Genomic DNA, 18391 nt, shown 5'->3' on the forward strand with positions numbered 1-18391 from the left:
GGTTACCTGGAGGATATTCATGGCTAGCATCAAGGGGTTGCGGGAAGTGGCGTATTTCGATTGCGCCGGCGGGGGGCAGGTCTACGTGCAGGGCAACTACGCCTACATCGCGCACATGGACGCCCCGGCGGGCACGACGATCGTGGACATCAGCGATCCGCGGCATCCGCGGCAGGTGGCGCACATTCCCATTCCGGACGGCGTGCACACGCACAAGGTGCGCGTCGAGAACGACCTGATGCTGGTCAACTGGGAGTGTCCGCCGCCGTACATCCTGGGCGAGAACTTCCAGGGCGGCCTGGCCATCTATGATGTGTCGGATCCCACCAATCCGCGCCAGATCTGTTTCTGGAAGACCGCCGGCACCGGCGTGCACCGCTTCGACTTCGACGGCCGCCACACCTATATCACGCCCGAGGTCGAGGGCTATCACCTGAACATCGCGATGATCCTGGACCTGGAGAATCCGGCCAAGCCGCGCGAGGTGGGGCGCTGGTGGATGCCGGGCCAGTGGGTCGCGGGCGGCGAGACGCCCGACGAAGGCTATCGCATGACGTGGTGCCACCAGGTGCTGCGACGCGGCAACCGCCTGTACGTGGCGTACTGGCACGGCGGGATGGTCATCCTCGATATCGAGGACATGAGCAAGCCCAAGCTGGTGTCGAAGTTCGCGTACAGCCCGGCCTTCGCGCACCCCACGCATACCGTGCTGCCGCTGCCGTTCGAGCTGGCCGGCCGCAAGATCGCCATCGTGGCCGACGAGGACGTGCGCAAGGTGCGCCCGTCGCCGCCGCCGTTCATGTGGCTGTTCGACATTACCGACGAAACCCAGCCGGTGCCGATCTCCACCTACCAGATCGAAGAGCTGATGGACAAGAACATGCCCGAGTTCACGGGCTGCCACCAGCCGGCCGAGCAGGTGTACGGCACCGAGATCCCGGTGGCGTGGTTCGCCAAGGGCCTGCGCGTGGTCGACGTGAAGAACCCGCACGCGCCGCGCGAGGTGGCGCACTTCGAGCCGGACATCCCGGGCTTCGACCGGGCGCAGACCAACGACGTCTTCCTGACCAAGGAGGGGCTGATGTACATCATCGACCGCAACCGCGGCATGCACATTCTCGAGCGCATCTGAGGAGGAGGGCAGTCATGTCGGAAGCCACGCGCAAGGTGCCGGTGACGGTGTTGACGGGACACCTGGGGGCCGGCAAGACGACCCTGCTCAACCGCATCCTGACCGGCCAGCACGGGCGCAAGTATGCCGTGATCGTCAACGAGTTCGGCGAGATCGGCATCGACAACGATCTGATCGTGGAATCCGACGAGGAAATCTACGAGATGAACAACGGCTGCATCTGCTGCACCGTGCGCGGCGACTTGATCGGCATCCTGCACAAGCTGCTGCGCCGGCCCGGCCGCTTCGACGCCATCGTGGTGGAAACCACCGGCGTGGCCGATCCGGCGCCGGTGGTGCAGACCTTCATGATGGACGAGGAGGTGCGCGAGAAGACCGAGCTGGACGCGGTCATCACCATGGTCGACGCCAAGCATTTTCCGCTGCGGCTGGCCGACAGCCAGGAGGCCGAGGACCAGATCGTCTACGCCGACGTGGTGCTCATCAACAAGGTGGACCTGGTGTCGGCCGGCGAGGCGGACCAGGTCCAGCGCCGGGTGGCGGCGATCAATCCGTACGCGGCCTGCCACCGCGTGCAGCGCGCCGAGATCGACCTGGCGCGCATCCTGTCCATCGGCGCGTTCGACCTGCAGCGCTGCGTCGAGCTGGAGGCGCGGGCCGCGCCGGCCGGTTGCGGCCATGAGCACGAGCACGACGCGCATTGCCAGGGCGGGACCGACCACCACCACCATCATCACGAGATCTCGGTGATGTCGGTGTCGCTGCAGGCCGGCGCCCTGGATGGGCGGCGCTTCTTTCCCTGGATACACAGCCTGGTGGAAAAGCAGGGGCCGGACATCCTGCGCATGAAGGGCATCCTGGCGCTCGATGACGACGCGCGCCGCTACATCATCCAGGGCGTGCACATGATCGTCGAGGGCGAGCACCAGCGCGCCTGGCGCGACGACGAACCGCGCGCCAGCAAGCTGGTCTTCATCGGCCGTGGCCTGGACGCCCAGGCGCTGCGCGCCGGATTCGAGGCGTGCAGATCGCAATGAAGATGCTCAACCGCCTGGACCTCGGCGTGCCGTGCCTGCGGGCCGGGTTCGCCGGCGAACAGGCGTTTTTCCTGGCGATGGACGGCCGCCTGCACGTGCAGCAAGGCGACCAGCGCCGCGTCGTCGCGCTGCATGACGGCGATGTGCTGTCGGCGTGCGCGGCGCCGGGCCAGGCCGATGCGGCCGCCTGGCTGCTGAGCGCGGGCGAGGACGGGCGCGTGATGCGGGCCGGCGCGGGCGAGCCGGACTGCGTGGCCAGCGTGCCGAACAAATGGGTGACGGCGCTGGCCGTGGCCGCCGATGGCGCCCTGGCCTACGCCAGCGGACGCACCGTGTGGCTGGCCGGGGGCGGCGGGGAGGCGGCGGCCCTGCCGCAGGAGCGGCCCGTGCAGGCGCTGCGATTCAGCCATGGCGGACGCTGGCTGGCCGTTGCCGGCTACGACGGCCTGGCGTTGTACGACCGCCAGGCCGGCGGCGAGCCGCAGCGCCTGGACTGGAAAGGCATGCCCACGCGGGTGGCGTTCTCGCCGGACGACCGTTTCGTGCTGGTGGCCACGCGCGATGCCGTGCTGCATGGCTGGCGGCTGGATACCTTGCGGCATTTCCGCATGGTCGGCTATCCGCGCGCGGTGGGCAGCTGGTCGTGGCTGGCCGGCGGGCAATGGCTGGCCACCGACGGCTCGGCCGGGGCGGTCCTGTGGCCGTTCGAGGGAGAGGAAGGACCCATCGGCAGTACGCCGCTGGCCCTGGGCGAGCGGCCCGACGGCGAGGTGAGCGCGGTGGCCTGCCATCCGGCACGGCCCTGGGTCGCGGTCGGCTACGCCGACGGGCTGATGGTGCTGGAGAGCACCGACGGCGCGCTGCGGCGCATACTGGGGCAGGCCGGGCGCGACCGTGTCGCCTGCCTGGCCTGGGATCGGGCCGGCGCGCGGCTGGCCTATGGCACGCCATCGGGGGCGTGCGGCGTGATCCAGGCCGATACGGGCGAGGAGGGCTGAACATGTGCGCGGAAGTGGACTATGAAGACCGCGGCACCTATCGCAAGGTGCCGCCGCCATCGGAGGCGCTGGTCGAGCGCACCCGCCAGGTGGAGGCCGGCATGCCCGGCGAGCGCGTGCCCGAGCAGGCCTGGGGCACGTTCTTCGCGGTGTCGTGCGGCGTGATGGACATGGGCAGCTTCCAGCGCATGTTCGAGGCGCGCCGCATCGCCTTGTCGTACCTGGCGATGCAGCGCGCCCGCTATGCGCGCCGGCACGGCGGCGGCACCGGGCTGCGCTGCATCGGCGATTGACGGGCCAAAGTGGGAGACGATTCCATCTTGTAGAATCCGCTATCCGGACACTGAGCATCGGCGCGCGGCATGGCGCGCTGCGGGATCTTATGGGAAAGACACTGGTCAAGGGTTTGCATTTGCTCGAGCGGCTGGCCGCCAGCCCCGAGCCCATGGGTATTACGGAACTGGCCGCCGATCTCGATCTGGTGCAGAGCAACGTGCATCGCCTGCTGCAGACGCTGATGGAAAGCGGCTATGTGCAGCAGGACGCGCTGACGCGCCGCTACCGCTGCACCATGCGCTTATGGGAGATGGGCACGCAGATCGCCGACCGCATGGACCTGTCGCGCATCGCCCGCCCGCACATGCAGGCGCTGGTCAAGCAGAGCCAGGAAACCGTGCATCTGGCCATCCTGGACGGCGCCGACGTGCTGTACATCGACAAGATCGACAGCCCCCAGCCGGTACGCTCGTATACCCGCGTGGGCGGGCGTGCGCCGGCTTATTGCACCGGCACCGGCAAGATGCTGCTGGCCTATTGCGATGACCTGGCGGCCGCGCTGCCGGCCAAGCTGGTCAAGCATACCGCCCGCAGCATCGCCAGCCACGCGGCCCTGAAGGCCGAGCTGCGGCGCGTGCGCGAGGAGGGATTCTCCGAGAACGCAGGCGAATGGCGCGAGGACGTCTACGGCATGGGCGCGCCGCTGTTCGACGCCACCGGCAAGGTGTCGGCGGCCATCGGCATTTCCGGCCCGCTGGCGCGCATGGACGCCGCCGTGGTGGCGCGCGTGCGGCCCATGCTGCAGGAGACCGCCCGCATCATCTCGCGCGAGCTGGGCTACCGGGGGTAGGGCATGCCATCCGGTGCCTGTCCCCGCGGGACAGATACCGTCTTGGCCATCAAGCGCCGATGGCGTACGGCAGTGTGCCTGTCCCAGCGGGGACAGGCACACGCACTGACAGACGCCATGAAATCTTGCAGGCGCCAGGCCCCAAGCAGGGGCCGGCTCCAGAAGCGAATCCTTGCGTGAAGGCGGGCGTGCCCGATGCGCCCGTCGTCCATGCGGCACGCGCGCGATCCCCTCATGAACAAGCACCCGACGCGGGAATGCGCCATGGCGCGTCCGCGCGCCGGCTCGCGCCCACGAAAAGGGAAAACCCGCATTGAGGCGGGTTATTTCAATCATCTATCATTATATTGTGATTCATATAAATTGTAATGCAATTCATTGATAGGTGGAAGATGTTGATCAGTGCCAGGACTTTGCGCGGCATCATCACGGCCACGCCCACCCCGTTTACGCGGGAAGGCGGCGTGGATCGTGAGGTGCTGCGATCGCATATCGAGTTCCTCATCGGCCGGGGCGCGGCCGGGCTGGCGCCGCTGGGCGGCACCGGCGAGTATCCCGCCCTCTGCGCGCGGGAGCGCGCCGACGTGGTGCGCTGGACGGTGGAGGCGGCCCGGGGCCGCGTGCCGGTCGTCGCCGGCGTGCTGGCCACCGGCTACGAGGACGCCGTGCAGGCGGGCCTGGCGGCCAGGGAGGCCGGCGCCGACGCGCTGATGGTGGTCACGCCGTATTACGCGCTGGCCGGCGACGCAGGCGTGCGCGCCTATTTCGAGCGCTACCGCGCGGCCGTGGACCTGCCCATCGTGCTGTACGAGATTCCGCGCCGCACGAACGTGGAGCTGCGCGCCGAAACCATCGCGGCGATGGCCGGCGACGGGACCATCGTCGGCATCAAGTACAGCGGTTCCGATTTCGCCAAGCTGACCCGCCTGATCCACCTGGCCGGCGACACGCTGGCCGTGCTGTCGGGCGAAGAGCCGTTGTTTCCCGCCGCGGTGGCGCTGGGCGCGGTCGGCGGCGTGCTGGCGATGTCCAACCTGGATCCGGCGCCCTGGGCGCGCATCCAGTCGCTGGTCGAGTCCGGCGAAATGGCGCAGGCCTTGCAGTTGCATCACCGCCAGGGCGCGCTGGCCGATGCGGTCTATTCCGAAATGAACCCCGTGGGCCTGAAGGCCGCCCTGCAACTGAAGGGCTTCGCGTTCGGCGAGGCGCGGCTGCCGTTGCAGCCGGCCGGCCCGCAAACCCTGCTGCGCCTGCAGCAGGCATTCGAAGCACTGGAGTCCTGAATGAATACGATCTCCGACAGCGCGGCCGTTGCCGCCGGGCGGCGTGTCGCCGCGCGCATGGCGCGGGTGACCACATCCAAGATCTACCTGGCCATCGCCAAGGTGGCCGATATGCAGGCCCAGGGAATGCAGGTGGCATCGTTGACCGCCGGCGAACCCGATTTCGACACGCCGGCGCACGTCATCGAAGCCGCCGTGCAGGCCATGCGCGGCGGCGATACGCATTACACGCCGGTGCGCGGTTCGCTTGCCATGCGGGAGGCGGTGCGCCAGAAGTTCCAGCGCGAGAATGGCCTGGCGTTTCGCGACGAAGAGGTGATGGTCGGGACCGGCTCCAAGCAGGTCATCGCCAACGCCCTGGCCGTGACGCTGGAGACCGGCGACGAAGTGCTGCTGCCGGTGCCGTACTGGGCGGCCTATACCGGCATGGTCTACGCCGCCGGCGGCGTGCCCACGTTCGTGGGCACGCGCGCCGAGGACGGCTACAAGCTGACGCCGCAGGCCCTGCGCGCGGCGCTCGGTCCACGTACCCGCTGGGTGATCCTGAATACGCCGAGCAATCCTTCGGGGCTGGTCTACGGCAGCGACGAGCTGCGCGCGCTGGGCGAGGTGCTGCGCGAGCGGCCCGACGTGCTGATCCTGACCGACGAAATCTACGAGCATCTCAACTACACGGCCGAGCCGCCGGCGTCGCTGCGCAAGCTGTGCCCGGACCTGGCCGAGCGGATCGTGGTGGTCAACGGCGTCTCCAAGGCCTATGCGATGACGGGCTGGCGCCTGGGTTTCGCGGGCGGCCCGGCCGACATCATCGAGGCCATGGCCAACCTGCAGGCGCAGACGACGCTGGCGCCATGCTCGATCAGCCAGGCTGCCGCGGTGGCCGCGCTCAATGGCCCGCGCGAATCGATCGATGCGATGGCGGCGGCCTACCGCCGCCGCCGCGACCTGGTCATGCAGATCGCCGGCGGCCAGTCCGGCGTGCGGCTGCAGCGCCCGGACGGCGCGTTCTACGCCATGCTGGACCTGTCCGAGGCGCTGGCCGGCGGCGAGCGCTTTCGCGGCGATCCCGAGCCCGACCAGGCCTTCTGCGAATGGCTGCTGGAGACGCGCCACGTGGCGGCGGTGCCGGGGTCGGTGTTCGGCGCGCCGGGTTCGGTGCGGATTTCCTTCGCGACCGACGAGCAGACCATAGAACGGGGCCTGACCGGCCTTCTGGACGCGGCGGCGCATTGCTAGCCGCGCTTTTCATCGTGCAGCGACTGTGATTGAAAACACGGGCGGCCGCATACCAGGCCGTCCATCCAACGGGGAGTTACAGACATGAATGCAGTGATCCGCAAGATGCCCGCCATGCTCAAGTGGCTGATGGCCGTTCCGCTCGCGCTGGGCCTGGCCCACGCCCATGCCGAGACCGTGCTGGAGAAGGCCCGGGCCAAGAACGAGATCCGGATCGCCACGTCCGACTCGCTCAAGCCCTGGGGCTACATGGACGACACCAACAAGCCCATCGGCTTCAATCTGGATGTCTCGCGCGAGATGGGCAAGCGCATGGGGTTCGGGAAGGTGACGTTCGTGACCGACTCGTACAAGAACTTCATCTCCGGGCTCAACGCCGACCGCTACGACATGGTGGTGGCCATCCTCACGCCCACCGAGGAGCGCCGCAAATCCGCCGATTTTTCCAATCCGTACATGGTCGTGTCGAAGAATATCTTCGTGCGCGACGACAACACCTCCATCCGTTCGCTGGAAGACCTGGCCGGCAAGCGCCTGGGCGTGGCCGCCGGCACCACCGACGAGGCGTGGGCGCGCCAGCATGTCAAGGACGCGCAGATCCGCGTGTACGACAACTTCTTCCTGGCTCTGCAAGATCTGGCCATCGGCCGCGTGGATGCGCGCATCACCGACCGCGTGACCGGCATGACGGCGGCCAAGGAAGGGCGCTTCCCGGTCAAGATCGCCGGCCCGGACCTGTCGCAGGACATCGGGGCTATCGCCTACAAGAAGGGGCAGGACGATCTGGCGGCCATCGTCAACAAGGTCATCCAGGAAATGGTGGATGATGGCTCGCTGAACGAGATCTCCCGCAAGTGGCTGGCCGGCATCGAGATGGGCGAGGAGCTCAAGAAGCTGCCCAAGGACGCGCGATGATCGAATTGCTGCACAAGGCGGCGCCCATCATCCAGGGCGCCTTGCTGATGACGCTGCTGCTCGGCCTCAGTTCCGCGGTGCTGGGCACCGCGCTGGGGCTGGTGCTGGCGTTGTTCCGGCTGTCGCCGGTCGCGCCCTTGCGCTGGCTGGCGTTCTGGTATGTGTCCATCTTTCGCGGCACGCCGCTGTTGCTGCAATTGCTGCTGATCTATTTCGGCCTGCCGCACTACGGCATCGAGCTCGAGCCGGTGCCGACGGCAATCCTGGCCTTGTTGCTGTGCTCGGCCGCCTACCTGAGCGAGAATTTCCGCTCGGGCATCCTGGGCGTGGACCGTGGCCAGATCGAGGCGGCGCAGTCGCTGGGCATGGGGGCGGCGCGCAGCCTGTTCCGCATCATCCTGCCGCAGGCGATCCGGATCGCCGCGCCCACCATGGGCACGCGCTACATCGCGCTGATGAAGGACACGTCGCTGGCCTCGACCATCACCGTGGTCAAACTGACCAAGATGGCCGAGCAGATCGGCTCCAATACGTTCCGCTACATGGAGATGTTCATCATCGCCGGCGCGCTGTACTGGGTGATCAACCAGATGCTGACGTTCATCCAGGTCTGGGTGGAGAGCAAGCTGGGCAAGGGGGTGGCATGATGCAACACGACCAAGCAGCCGGGGCGCCGGTGGTCCAGGTCGAAGGGCTGCGCAAGTCCTTTGGCGCCAACGCGGTCCTCAAGGGCGTGGATCTGACGATCCGGCGCGGCGAGGTGGTGGTGATGGGGCCGTCGGGTTCCGGCAAGACGACCTTCATCCGCAGCCTGAATTTCCTCGAAGTGCCGGACGAGGGCGCGATCACGATCTGCGGCACGCAGGTGGCGGTGCAGGCCGGCGCCGGCCTCAAGCGCGAGCAGCGCCGCCGGGTGCGCGAGATCCGCCAGAAGACGGCGATGGTGTTCCAGTCGTTCAACCTGTTCTCGCACATGACGGTGATCAAGAACATCATCGAAGGCCCGGTACAGGTCAAGGGCGCAGCCAGGGACCAGGCCATCGAGCAGGCGCGCGCGCTGCTGCGCCAGGTGGGACTGGCCGAGAAGGAGAACGAATACCCCAGCCGCCTGTCCGGCGGCCAGAAGCAGCGGGTAGCCATTGCGCGCGCGCTGGCCATGAAGCCCGAAGTGATCTTCTTCGACGAGCCGACCTCGGCGCTGGATCCGGAGTTGCGCGACGAAGTGCTCAGCGTCATGCGCAAGCTGGCCGACGAGGGCATGACCATGGTCGTGGTGACGCACGAAGTGCGTTTCGCGCGCGACGTGGCCGACCGGGTGATCTTCATGGAGGGCGGCGTGGTGCTCGAGGATGCGCCCTCGGCCAGCTTCTTCGATGCGCCGGCCAGCGAGCGCATCCGGCAATTCCTGCGGAGGGTGCAATGACGGCCGGCGCGCGGCCCGGCTGGGCCGCCGATCCGCTGGTCGAGGCGGTCGGGCGCGAGACGGGCGAGCTCATGCGCGGCATCCGCCATGACCTGCACGCCCACCCCGAACTCAGCTTCGAGGAGCATCGCACGGCCGGCCGGGTGCGCGCCTGCCTGCAGGAGTGGGGCATACCGGTGCTCGACGGGCTGGGCGAGACGGCCGTGGTCGGGGTGCTGCGCGCCGACATGGACGCCTTGCCGATTCACGAGACCAATACGTTCGGGCATGCGTCGCGCCATGCGGGCCGCATGCATGCCTGCGGGCATGACGGCCACACGGCCATGCTGCTGGGCGCGGCGCGGTACCTGCAGCGCCATCCCGACTTCGACGGCACGATCTACCTGATCTTCCAGCCGGCCGAGGAGAACGGCCGCGGGGCGCGCGCCATGATCGAGGCCGGGCTTTTCCGCGACCATCCCATGCAGGCGGTATTCGGCCTGCACAACTGGCCTGGCCTGGCGGCGGGCAAATTCGCGCTGACGGCCGGGCCCATCATGGCGTCGTCCTCGCGCGTGAAGGTGACATATACCGGCAAGGGCGGCCACGCCGCCCTGCCCGAGCAGGCCATCGATCCGGTGGCCGCCGTGGCGGCGCTGCACCAGGCGCTGCAGACGGTGGTGACGCGCAATACCGCCGCGCACGACAGCGTCGTGCTGTCGATAACGCAGCTGGGCGGCAGCGACAATCATTGCGTCATTCCCGACCAGGCCTGGCTGGCGGGCTCGTTGCGCACCCTGTCGCCAGCGGTGCTGGAACGGACCTGCGCGCGCATACGGGACATCGCCCAGGGCGTGGCGGCGGCGTTTTCCTGCGCGGCGCGGATCGAGATCGAACACGCGGTGCCGGCCACCATCAACGACGCCGGCGCCACGGCGCTGTGCCGCGACGCGATCGTGCAATGGCTGGGGCCGAAATGGTTAAATGACGGGTTCATCCCGACCATGGGGGCGGAGGATTTCGCCTTCATGCTGCAGGCATTGCGCGGCTGCTACCTGATGCTGGGCAATGGCGGCGGGCGCGAGGGTGAAACGGCGACGGTATGCGGGTTGCACAACCCCGGCTATGACTTCAATGACGAGATCGCCGCCGTCGGCGCCGCCTATTGGGTCAGGCTGGCCGGCCATTGCCTGCCCCGCGGCGGGGCGGGCCCGCTGGCATAGCGCCGGCTACCCGGCCTGCGGAACACACTGCCGCGCCTGGACAGGGCGGCATTCGGAATTTTGGAGGGATCTATGGCGTCCAAGAAGGCCGCTGGCGAGGCGGACAAGGATCATCTGTTCGTCAATAGCGTGGCCAAAGCCTTTCGGTTGCTCGAGGCGTTCGACAAATCCAGGCCCATGAGCGGCTTTTCGCAGGCCGCGCGCGAGATCGGCATGGAAAAGAGCGCCGCCCAGCGCGCCGCACACACGCTGTGGCGGCTGGGCTACCTGGACAAGGTGGGCCGCGACGGCGAGTACCGCCTGTCGCGCCGCTGCCTGGACATCGGCCAGCGTTATCTCGAGACCAATCGTCTCGTCGTGTGCACCAACCCGTACCTGAAGTTCCTGCGCCGCAAGACCAACGCCTCGGTCAACCTGGCCATGCTCGATGGCACGGACACGGTCTTTCCGGTGCGCTATACCAGCCAGGAAATGCTCAACAACGACCTGGGCGACCGGGCGCGCATTCCCGCCTACTGCACGGCCACCGGGATAGCCATCTTCTCGGCCATGCCCGACGAGGCGGTGCGCGAGGTGCTGGAGCGCTCGGATCTCAAGCCGCTGATGCCCAACTCCATCTGGCAGATGGACCGCATCATGGAGCGCGTCGAATCGGCGCGCCGCGACGGCTACGTGCTGGGCGTGGAAGAGGATTTCGCCAGCGACATCACCATTGCCTGCCCGATCAGCGACCCCGCCACGGGCGACGTGGCCGCCATCGGCGTGTCGTATTCCAGCGAAGTGACGGCGGTCGAACAGGTGGTGCAGGACTGGTGCCCGCTGGTCATGTCGACCGCGCGCGAGGTCACCGCCCGGCTGGCCGAAAGCTGATGGCCGCCCCTGTCCCAACCCTTTCCGGAGATCCGCCATGACCGCTGCTTTCGCATCCCTGGGCCAGACCATCGTCGAGCAGGCCGCCCGGCTTGCCAGCCACTCCGACATGGAAGGCGGCCTGACCTGTGCCTACCTGACGCCGGCGCACCGCGCGGCGCAGGCGCAGCTGGCGCAATGGATGGAGGCCGCCGGCATGGCGGTGCGCATCGACGCCATCGGTAACGTGATCGGCCGCTACGCCGCCGACCCCGCCGTGCCTGCGCCGCGCGTGCTGATGACCGGCTCGCACTTCGACACGGTGCGCGATGGCGGCCGCTATGACGGCCGGCTGGGCATCCTGCTGCCGGTGGCGGTGGCCGGCGCGCTGCGCGATGCCGGCGTGCGGCTGCCATACCACCTGGACGTGGTCGCCTTCGCCGAAGAGGAGGGCCTGCGCTTCAAGACCAGTTTCCTGGCCAGCGGCGTGCTGGCCGGCAGCTTCGATCCGGCGCTGCTGGCGCGCCAGGATGCCGATGGCGTGACGCTGGCGCAGGCCTTGGCCGCAAGCGGCCTGCCCGGCGCCGGCGACCCCGCGGCGCTGCGGGCCGCCGCGCTGGATCCGGCCACGCTGCTGGGTTTCGTCGAAGTGCACATCGAGCAGGGCCCGGTCTTGCTGCACCACGGGCTGCCGCTGGGCGTGGTGACGCAGATCGCCGGCAGCAGCCGGTTCATGGCCCGCGTCGAGGGCATGGCCGGCCATGCCGGCACCACGCCCATGAACCTGCGCCAGGACGCGGGCGCGGCCGCCGCCGAGATGGTGCTGCTGGTCGAGTCGCGCTGCAGCCAGGTTCCGACGCTGGTGGGCACGGTGGGCCAGTTGCAGGTGCCCAATGGCTCGGGCAATGTGATCCCGGGCGTCTGCCAGTTTTCCATCGATATCCGTGCCGCCGAAGATCCGGTGCGCGAGGCGGCGGTGGCCGACGTGCGCGCGGGCATCGAGCAGATCGCCCGCCGCCGCGGCGTGCGGGTGAGCCTGGACGCGGTGCCGCCGGTGGGTAGCGTGCCGTGCGCGCGCTGGCTGATGGACCAGTTCGGCGCCGCGCTGTCCGAGGCGGGCCTGGCGGTCCATGAGCTGCCGTCCGGCGCCGGCCACGACGCCATGGTGATGCAGCGGATTGCCGACGTGGCCATGCTGTTCGTGCGCTGCGGCAATGGCGGCGTCAGCCACAATCCGCTGGAGACGCTGTCCGCCGAGGACGCGCAGCAGGCCGCCGAGGTGTTTGCCGCTTTCCTGCGCCGCTTCGCGCCGCGCGGCTCAGGCCGCTAGGCGGCGGCTTCGATCCAGCGCGCCCAGCCCAGCAGGGCGGCGTCGCCGCCATGGCTGCCCGCCAGCTGCATGGCCAGGGGCAGGCCGCGCGGGTCGGCGCCGTTGGGCAGGCTCAGGGTGGGCACGCCCAGCAGCGACCAGTTGCGGTTCAACAGCGAATCGCCCGAGGACGCGATGCCGGCGGGCGCGGCGCCCAGCGCGGCCGGGGTGACGATCAGATCGTAGTCGGCCCACAGCTCGGCGTAGGCGCGGCGCGCCCGCCGGGTGCGCTGCCAGGCGGCCCGTAGGGCGCCCGGCGAGCAGGCCCGGCCGGCCTCCAGGGCGGCGCGCAGCGCCGGGCTCAGTTGCTCGCGATGCTGCCGGTACTCATGCAGCAGGGCGCGCGAGGCCTGCTGGTTCATGATGTCGCGCTGGTCCTGGTATAGCGGATGCAGCGCCGGCAGGTCGGGCACCTCGGCTACGCGCGCGCCGTGCCGTTCGAGGTGGCGCAGGCGCGCCAGCAGGGCGTCGCGGCTGCGCGCGTCGATGCGCTCCCAGTGCGGGGTGCGATACAGGCCGATGCGCGGCGCGGCCGACCCGGGCGGCGCGGCCGGCACGCCGGCCAGCACGCCGGCCAGCAGCTGGATGTCGGCCACGGCGCGGGCCATCAGGCCGACCGTGTCGAGCGATTCGGCCATCGGCTTGACGCCCGTGCGGTCGATCAGGCCGAGGCTGGGCTTGTAGCCGACGACGCCGCAGAACGCCGCGGGCCGGATGGTGGAACCGCCGGTCTGGGTGGCCAGCGCCGCCGGCGCCATGAAGTCGGCCACGCAGGCGGCCGAGCCGCCGGACGAGCCGCCCGGCGTGTGTTGCGGCGCGTGCGGGTTGCGGGTGGCGGGCGGGGCCGAGTGGGCGAATTCGGAGGTGGCGGTCTTGCCCAGGATGATGCCGCCGGCGGTTTCGATGGCCGCCACGCAATAGGCGCTCCAGGCCGGGCGGTGCCCCGCGTAGATGGGCGAACCATAGGCGGTGGGCATGTCGGCGGTGTCGATGATGTCCTTGACCGCGATCGGCAGGCCGGCCAGCGGGCGCCGCGGGTCGGGCCGGGCGCCGGTCATGGCGCGCGCCTTGCGCAGCGCGCCCGTGGCGTCGACCCAGGCCCAGGCGCGGATCTGCTCCTCGCGCGCGGCGATGCGGTCCAGGCAGGCCTGGACCAGGTCGACGCTGTCGCAGGCGCCCGCCATCAGGCGTTCGCGCGCCTCGTCCAGGCCAAGCAGGTGCAGGGGCTGCATGGCGCGGATCAGCGCGCCGCGGGCCGGTGCAGGCCGTGCCAGTGCCGGGCGATATCCAGGCGGCGGCACACCCAGACCCGCTCGTGCGCCGCGACGTGGTCGAGAAAGCGCGCCAGGCCGGCGGCCCGCCCCGGGTGGCCGACCAGCCGCATGTGCAGGCCGACGGACATCATCTTCGGCTGGGTGGCGCCTTCGGCGTACAGCATGTCGAACGAGTCGCGCAGGAAGGCGAAGAAGTCGTCGGCGGTGGCGATGCCGCTGCGCACGAACTTGGCGTCGTTGTGCGCCTGGGTGTACGGGATGACCAGGTGGTGGCGGTCGCCGGCGTCCACCCAGTAGGGCAGCTCGTCGTTGTAGCTGTCGGAGTCGTACAGGAAGCTGCCCTGCTCGAGCACCAGCTTGCGCGTATTCACGGTGGGCGCGTAGCGGCAGTACCAGCCGGCCGGCGCCTGGCCGGTGGTGCGTTCGATCGACGCGACGGCGCGCTGCATTTCCTCGCGCTCCTGCGCTTCGGACAGGGCCTGCAGCGGCGTCCAGCGCCAGCCGTGGCAGCAGACGTCGTAGCCGCCTGCGCGGATGGCCTGGGCCACCGCGGGATTGCGCTCCAGCGCCTGGGCGCAGGCGAAGAAGGTGGCGGTCATGCCGCGCTCGCGCAGCAGGCGCAGCACGCGCCAGATACCGACCCGGCTGCCGTACTCGAACATGGATTCGGCCGCCAGGTCGCGGCCCTGGAAGCTGCTGCCGGTGACTTCGGTGAGGCCGAGCTCGCTGCGGCCGTCGCCGTCCTCGAACGAGGCTTCGGAGCCTTCTTCGTAGTTGACGACGATATTGAGGGCCAGGCGGGCCTGGCCCGGCCATTGCGGGTCGGGCGGCGTGCTGCCGTAGCCGACGAAGTCGCGGCGGGTGAGTAGCGAGCGGTCGGTCTGCATCGTCATTCCTCGTGGAAGACAACCAGGGCGTCCTGGTCGAGTTCGGTGTATTCGGTGTCGTCGTCCCGGCCGGTCTTGCCCAGGATCACGGCGACCTGCGAATCCGTGTCGATGGCGGTGAAGGCATAGTGCCAGACGCCGGTCCGGTACGACACGCCCTGGCGGCCGTTGGTGACGAAGGCCCGCAGCGTCGGCAGCGCCAGGGCGCCGTCCGGTCCGGACAGGCCCACCACGACCACGTGGCGCGACGGCACCAGCGGGATGAAGGTTTGCGCCGAGTGCGGATGCCGCTCCAGCGTGCGCACCCGGATGCCATCGAGCGGCTGGCGGTGCAGGCGGTTGACGGTAAAGCCCAGCGTCACGCCCTGGCGCGCCGAGCCGAAGGGCGTGGACAGCGGCCGCTTGGCCGTGTCCCCGCGGTTTTCGACCACTTCGCCATACTGCGAGAAGGCGTCGGCGCTCAGTGTGCTGGCGGATAGATACATGGAAGACATACGTCGGGGATGGGCGTCAGAAGAGTCGGTTGGGCAGCCACAGCGCGATCTGCGGGAAGTAGATCAGCAGCGTGACGAAAACCATCATGGCGAAGGCGAACGGCAGCACGCCGATGTAGACGTCGCTGATGCCGCCGCGCGACAGGCGGATGTTCTGCGCCACGAACAGGTTCAGGCCGACCGGCGGGGTGATCAGCGCCAGCTCCATCATCATGGTCATGAAGATGCCGAACCACAGCGGGTCGAAACCCAGCGAGACGATCAGCGGCACCACCACGCCCACGGTGGTGACCATCATGGCGATGGCCTCCAGGAAGCAGCCCAGTATCAGGTAGAACGCCACCAGCACCCAGATGGTGGCGGTGGGCGACCAGCCGAGCTGGCCGATGTACTCGGACAGCGCCTGCGGGATGCCGGCCAGGCTGAGCGAGAAGTTCAGCACGAAGGCGGTGGTCACCACCAGCACCACCATGGCGGTGGTGCGCAGCGCCGACAGGAAGGCCGCGTGCAGCATGGCGACCGAAAGCGTGCGGTTGGCCGCGGCGATGGCGATGGCGCCCACCACGCCGAGCGCGGCGGCTTCGGTCGGCGTCGCGATGCCGAGGTAGATGCCGCCCATCACCAGGCCGAAGATGAACACCACCGGCAGCACGTCGATCAGCAGCTTGAGCCGCATCGCCAGGGGGATGATCAGTTTTTCGTTGTCCGGGGCGACCTTGCCCAGCAGGGCCATGATCACGATCACCGCCATCATCAGGAGCAGCACGATGATGCCGGGAACGATGCCGGCGGCGAACAGCTTGCCCACCGACACTTCGGCCAGCGCGCCGTACACCACCATGTTGATGCTGGGCGGAATCAGGATGCCCAGCGTGCCGCCGGCGGCGATCGAACCGAGCACCAGCCGTTCCCGGTAGCCCAGGCGCTGCAGCGTGGGCAGGGCCACGGTGCCGACCGTGGCCGAAGTGGCCACGCTGGAGCCGGAGGTGGCGGCAAACAGCGCGCAGGTGGCGATGTTGGTGTGCAGCAGGCCGCCGGGCAGCCACTGCAGCCAGGCCGCCAGCGCCTTGTACATGCGGTCGGCCACGCCGCTGCGCGTCAGGATCTCGCCCAGCAGGATGAACAGCGGGATGGCCACCAGCAGGAACTTGTTCATCGTGCTCCACATGGTGTTGCCTATCATGCTGGGCAGCACCTGCATGCTCATCCAGTCGCTGACCACCGCGGTCATGAAGATCGCGCTGGCCACGTGGATGCCGGCCATCAGGAACAGGACCAGGCCGCCGAAATAAAGGGCTCCGAGCAGCATCAGTGCGCTCCTTCGAGCTTGCCGGCCATGCGCTCGTTGGCCGAACGCAATTCCTCGGCGACCTCTTCGTCGACGCTGGGATTGCCGTAGTTGCGGTTGATGCCGCCCCAGTCGCGGCGCGCCAGCAGCAGCAGGGAGTGCAGCAGCTGCGTGGCCAGCACCAGGCCGAACCAGCACAGCGCGGCGGCCCACATGGCTTGGGGGATCGCCAGCGGCGTGCGCAGCGCGCTGGTGGCCAGCGCCTGCATCGAGTACGAGTCGTACGCCACCCCGGTGGCCTTGACCGCCAGGGTGAGCGCGACCGAGGTCAAGAGCGCCAGCGCGAACACATCGCTGCAGGCGCGCAGGCGCTGCGGCAGCAGGTCGGTCAGCACCGAGATGCGGATGTGCGCGCGGTCGTAGGCGGCCTGCGAGAAGCCGATGGAGGCGCAGATGGCCAGGCAGTAGCCGCCATACTCGTCCACGCCCTGCAGCGAGAAGCTGAAGATCTTGCGGGCCAGCACGTTCAGCGCTATGACCACCGACAGGGCGATCAGCGCCCACCCGGCCGCCAGGCAGGCCCGGTTGGTGATGGCCCGCAGGGCGCCGCACAGCAGTTCCAGAAGTCTAGTCACGATCGGTTCCTGGTGAATGCGGCGCGCCGCCCGGCCGGGGCGGCGCGCCAGGTCAGGTTGCGCTAGCGCGCGATGCCGGCTGCCGCGCCGATGGTGCGGAACCAGTCGTCGCCGCAGGTCTTGGAGAACTTCGAGCAATCCTCGATCCACATCGGCACGATCGAGGTCTTGAGCAGTTGTTTGACTTCGCGCACGTCGGCCTCGGTGGGCTCGACCAGCTGCATCTTGCCGGGCTTGCCGGTGCACGGCTGCTTGCCGACGTTGCAGTTGATGCCGTCCTCGTGGCCCTTGCGGCTGATGTCCCACAGCGCGGTTTCGAGCTGCTTCATTTCGGCCGACAGGGCGGCCTGCTGGTCGGCCGACAGCTTGTCCCAGAAGGCGTTGCGCGCCACCTGCAGCACCACGCCGGCGCCGCCCAGCGGGATGGGGCTGAGCGAGTGCGCGACCTCGAACCAGTCGTTGCTGTTGCCATACTGGCTGCCGGTGATGGCGCAGTCCACCACGCCCTGCATCAGGCCCTGGTAGACCTCGGGGCCGGCCAGCGTGGCGCCGGCGGCGTTCAGGTCGGCCATCATCTTGGCGGTGTAGGTGCCGCTGACGCGCACCTTCTTGCCTTTGAGATCGTCCAGCGTCTTGATGTCGCCCTTGCAGTACAGGATCTGGAACGGGAACGACCACGCCGTCAGCAGCTTGGCCTTGAAGCGGTCGTTGAGCTCCTTTTCGAGGATGGGGCGGTAGGCGTCCAGGTTCTTCTGCAGCTGGTCGAAGTCGAACGCCGCGCCGGGCAGGTCGGCGCCCATCAGCACCGGCGCGTCGCCGCCCACGAAGCTGATCTGGAACGACACCACGTCGAACGCGCCGCTTTGCAGCGTGCGCAGCGATTCGAAGCCCTTCAGGCCCAGCTCGTCGATGGTGCGGAAGTTGGCCGAGAACGCGCCGTTGCTGCGCTTGGGCAGGTCCTTCCAGAAGGGCCGTTCGACCTGCTGCGATTGCGGCTGGTTGCCGTACCAGCCCAGCACGCGCATCTTGACCTCGTCGGCGCACGCGACCGACGACATCCCCGCGGCCAAGGCGAGCAGCGCGATGGACCGTTGCAGTATTGCCTTCATGATGAATCTCCCCCTGGGTGGCTGTATAGGTGTCATGGAGGCCCGAGGTCCTGCCGCCTCCTTGTTGCAGTTGAATTATGAATAGTCCGATGAAATAATCAATTATTAAATTTTGGATCATTTCTATAAACAGG

General features: G+C 68.7%; 19 protein-coding genes. 13 read left to right on the plus strand and 6 right to left on the minus strand.

The genetic code is table 11. From position 1 onward, the window contains the following. Nucleotides 1-19 precede the first annotated feature (19 nt). The 13 genes from LK409_RS01215 to LK409_RS01275 all read left to right on the plus strand — a co-directional run bounded on the left by LK409_RS01215 (nucleotide 20) and on the right by LK409_RS01275 (nucleotide 12531). Nucleotides 20-1132 (plus strand): LVIVD repeat-containing protein, encoded by a 1113-nt coding sequence (locus LK409_RS01215; protein WP_010927625.1) that lies wholly within the window; start codon nucleotides 20-22, stop codon nucleotides 1130-1132. A gap of 14 nt (nucleotides 1133-1146) precedes the next feature. Beyond that, nucleotides 1147-2169, plus strand: coding sequence for a CobW family GTP-binding protein (locus LK409_RS01220; protein WP_003808087.1), 1023 nt, complete (start codon nucleotides 1147-1149; stop codon nucleotides 2167-2169). Next, nucleotides 2166-3167 carry a WD40 repeat domain-containing protein gene (locus LK409_RS01225; RefSeq protein ID WP_003808088.1) on the plus strand — a complete coding sequence of 334 codons (1002 nt, stop codon included), beginning with the start codon at nucleotides 2166-2168 and terminating at the stop codon, nucleotides 3165-3167. The genes LK409_RS01220 and LK409_RS01225 overlap by 4 nt, the downstream gene beginning before the upstream one ends. A gap of 2 nt (nucleotides 3168-3169) precedes the next feature. Further along, nucleotides 3170-3460, plus strand: coding sequence for a hypothetical protein (locus tag LK409_RS01230; protein WP_003808089.1), 291 nt, complete (start codon nucleotides 3170-3172; stop codon nucleotides 3458-3460). An 89-nt stretch (nucleotides 3461-3549) separates the two neighbouring features. Then, the gene (locus tag LK409_RS01235) at nucleotides 3550-4293 is read left to right on the plus strand and encodes an IclR family transcriptional regulator (protein ID WP_003808090.1); all 744 of its coding nucleotides are present in this window, start codon (nucleotides 3550-3552) and stop codon (nucleotides 4291-4293) included. A gap of 392 nt (nucleotides 4294-4685) precedes the next feature. Next, entirely contained in the window at nucleotides 4686-5576 is an 891-nt protein-coding gene (gene dapA, locus LK409_RS01240) for a 4-hydroxy-tetrahydrodipicolinate synthase (protein WP_003808091.1), read from the plus strand. After that, nucleotides 5577-6812 carry a pyridoxal phosphate-dependent aminotransferase gene (locus LK409_RS01245; RefSeq protein ID WP_010927626.1) on the plus strand — a complete coding sequence of 412 codons (1236 nt, stop codon included), beginning with the start codon at nucleotides 5577-5579 and terminating at the stop codon, nucleotides 6810-6812. 84 nt (nucleotides 6813-6896) lie between these two features. After that, the gene (locus tag LK409_RS01250) at nucleotides 6897-7727 is read left to right on the plus strand and encodes an ABC transporter substrate-binding protein (protein WP_003808093.1); all 831 of its coding nucleotides are present in this window, start codon (nucleotides 6897-6899) and stop codon (nucleotides 7725-7727) included. Continuing rightward, entirely contained in the window at nucleotides 7724-8374 is a 651-nt protein-coding gene (locus tag LK409_RS01255; RefSeq protein ID WP_010927627.1) for an amino acid ABC transporter permease, read from the plus strand. Before LK409_RS01250 ends, LK409_RS01255 begins: the two co-directional genes overlap by 4 nt. After that, nucleotides 8374-9150, plus strand: a complete 777-nt coding sequence (locus LK409_RS01260; RefSeq protein WP_010927628.1) for an amino acid ABC transporter ATP-binding protein — start codon at nucleotides 8374-8376, stop codon at nucleotides 9148-9150. The genes LK409_RS01255 and LK409_RS01260 overlap by 1 nt, the downstream gene beginning before the upstream one ends. Next, complete coding sequence (locus LK409_RS01265) at nucleotides 9147-10352, plus strand: M20 aminoacylase family protein (RefSeq protein ID WP_010927629.1); 1206 nt, start codon at nucleotides 9147-9149, stop codon at nucleotides 10350-10352. The genes LK409_RS01260 and LK409_RS01265 overlap by 4 nt, the downstream gene beginning before the upstream one ends. Nucleotides 10353-10424: 72 nt before the next feature. Then, entirely contained in the window at nucleotides 10425-11222 is a 798-nt protein-coding gene (locus LK409_RS01270; protein WP_010927630.1) for an IclR family transcriptional regulator, read from the plus strand. A 37-nt stretch (nucleotides 11223-11259) separates the two neighbouring features. Continuing rightward, nucleotides 11260-12531, plus strand: coding sequence for a Zn-dependent hydrolase (locus tag LK409_RS01275; RefSeq protein ID WP_010927631.1), 1272 nt, complete (start codon nucleotides 11260-11262; stop codon nucleotides 12529-12531). Here LK409_RS01275 and LK409_RS01280 read toward each other — a convergent pair. The 6 genes from LK409_RS01280 to LK409_RS01305 all read right to left on the minus strand — a co-directional run bounded on the left by LK409_RS01280 (nucleotide 12528) and on the right by LK409_RS01305 (nucleotide 18257). Further along, a complete protein-coding gene (locus LK409_RS01280; RefSeq protein ID WP_010927632.1) occupies nucleotides 12528-13802 on the minus strand; it encodes an amidase in 1275 nt (424 codons plus the stop codon). The two genes, LK409_RS01275 and LK409_RS01280, sit on opposite strands and share 4 nt — an antisense overlap. An 8-nt stretch (nucleotides 13803-13810) precedes the next feature. Then, nucleotides 13811-14737, minus strand: a complete 927-nt coding sequence (locus LK409_RS01285) for an allantoinase PuuE (protein ID WP_003808100.1) — start codon at nucleotides 14735-14737, stop codon at nucleotides 13811-13813. Then, nucleotides 14734-15216, minus strand: coding sequence for an ureidoglycolate lyase (locus LK409_RS01290; RefSeq protein WP_225665729.1), 483 nt, complete (start codon nucleotides 15214-15216; stop codon nucleotides 14734-14736). Before LK409_RS01290 ends, LK409_RS01285 begins: the two co-directional genes overlap by 4 nt. Nucleotides 15217-15241: 25 nt before the next feature. Further along, nucleotides 15242-16534 carry a TRAP transporter large permease gene (locus tag LK409_RS01295; RefSeq protein WP_010927633.1) on the minus strand — a complete coding sequence of 431 codons (1293 nt, stop codon included), beginning with the start codon at nucleotides 16532-16534 and terminating at the stop codon, nucleotides 15242-15244. Continuing rightward, nucleotides 16534-17148 carry a TRAP transporter small permease subunit gene (locus tag LK409_RS01300; RefSeq protein WP_003808103.1) on the minus strand — a complete coding sequence of 205 codons (615 nt, stop codon included), beginning with the start codon at nucleotides 17146-17148 and terminating at the stop codon, nucleotides 16534-16536. The genes LK409_RS01295 and LK409_RS01300 overlap by 1 nt, the downstream gene beginning before the upstream one ends. A 62-nt stretch (nucleotides 17149-17210) precedes the next feature. Next, nucleotides 17211-18257: a TRAP transporter substrate-binding protein gene (locus LK409_RS01305; RefSeq protein WP_010927634.1), complete on the minus strand. Its 1047-nt coding sequence runs from the start codon at nucleotides 18255-18257 to the stop codon at nucleotides 17211-17213. Nucleotides 18258-18391 lie beyond the last annotated feature (134 nt).

Source organism: Bordetella parapertussis (assembly GCF_020735925.1).
Lineage (GTDB): Bacteria > Pseudomonadota > Gammaproteobacteria > Burkholderiales > Burkholderiaceae_B > Bordetella > Bordetella pertussis.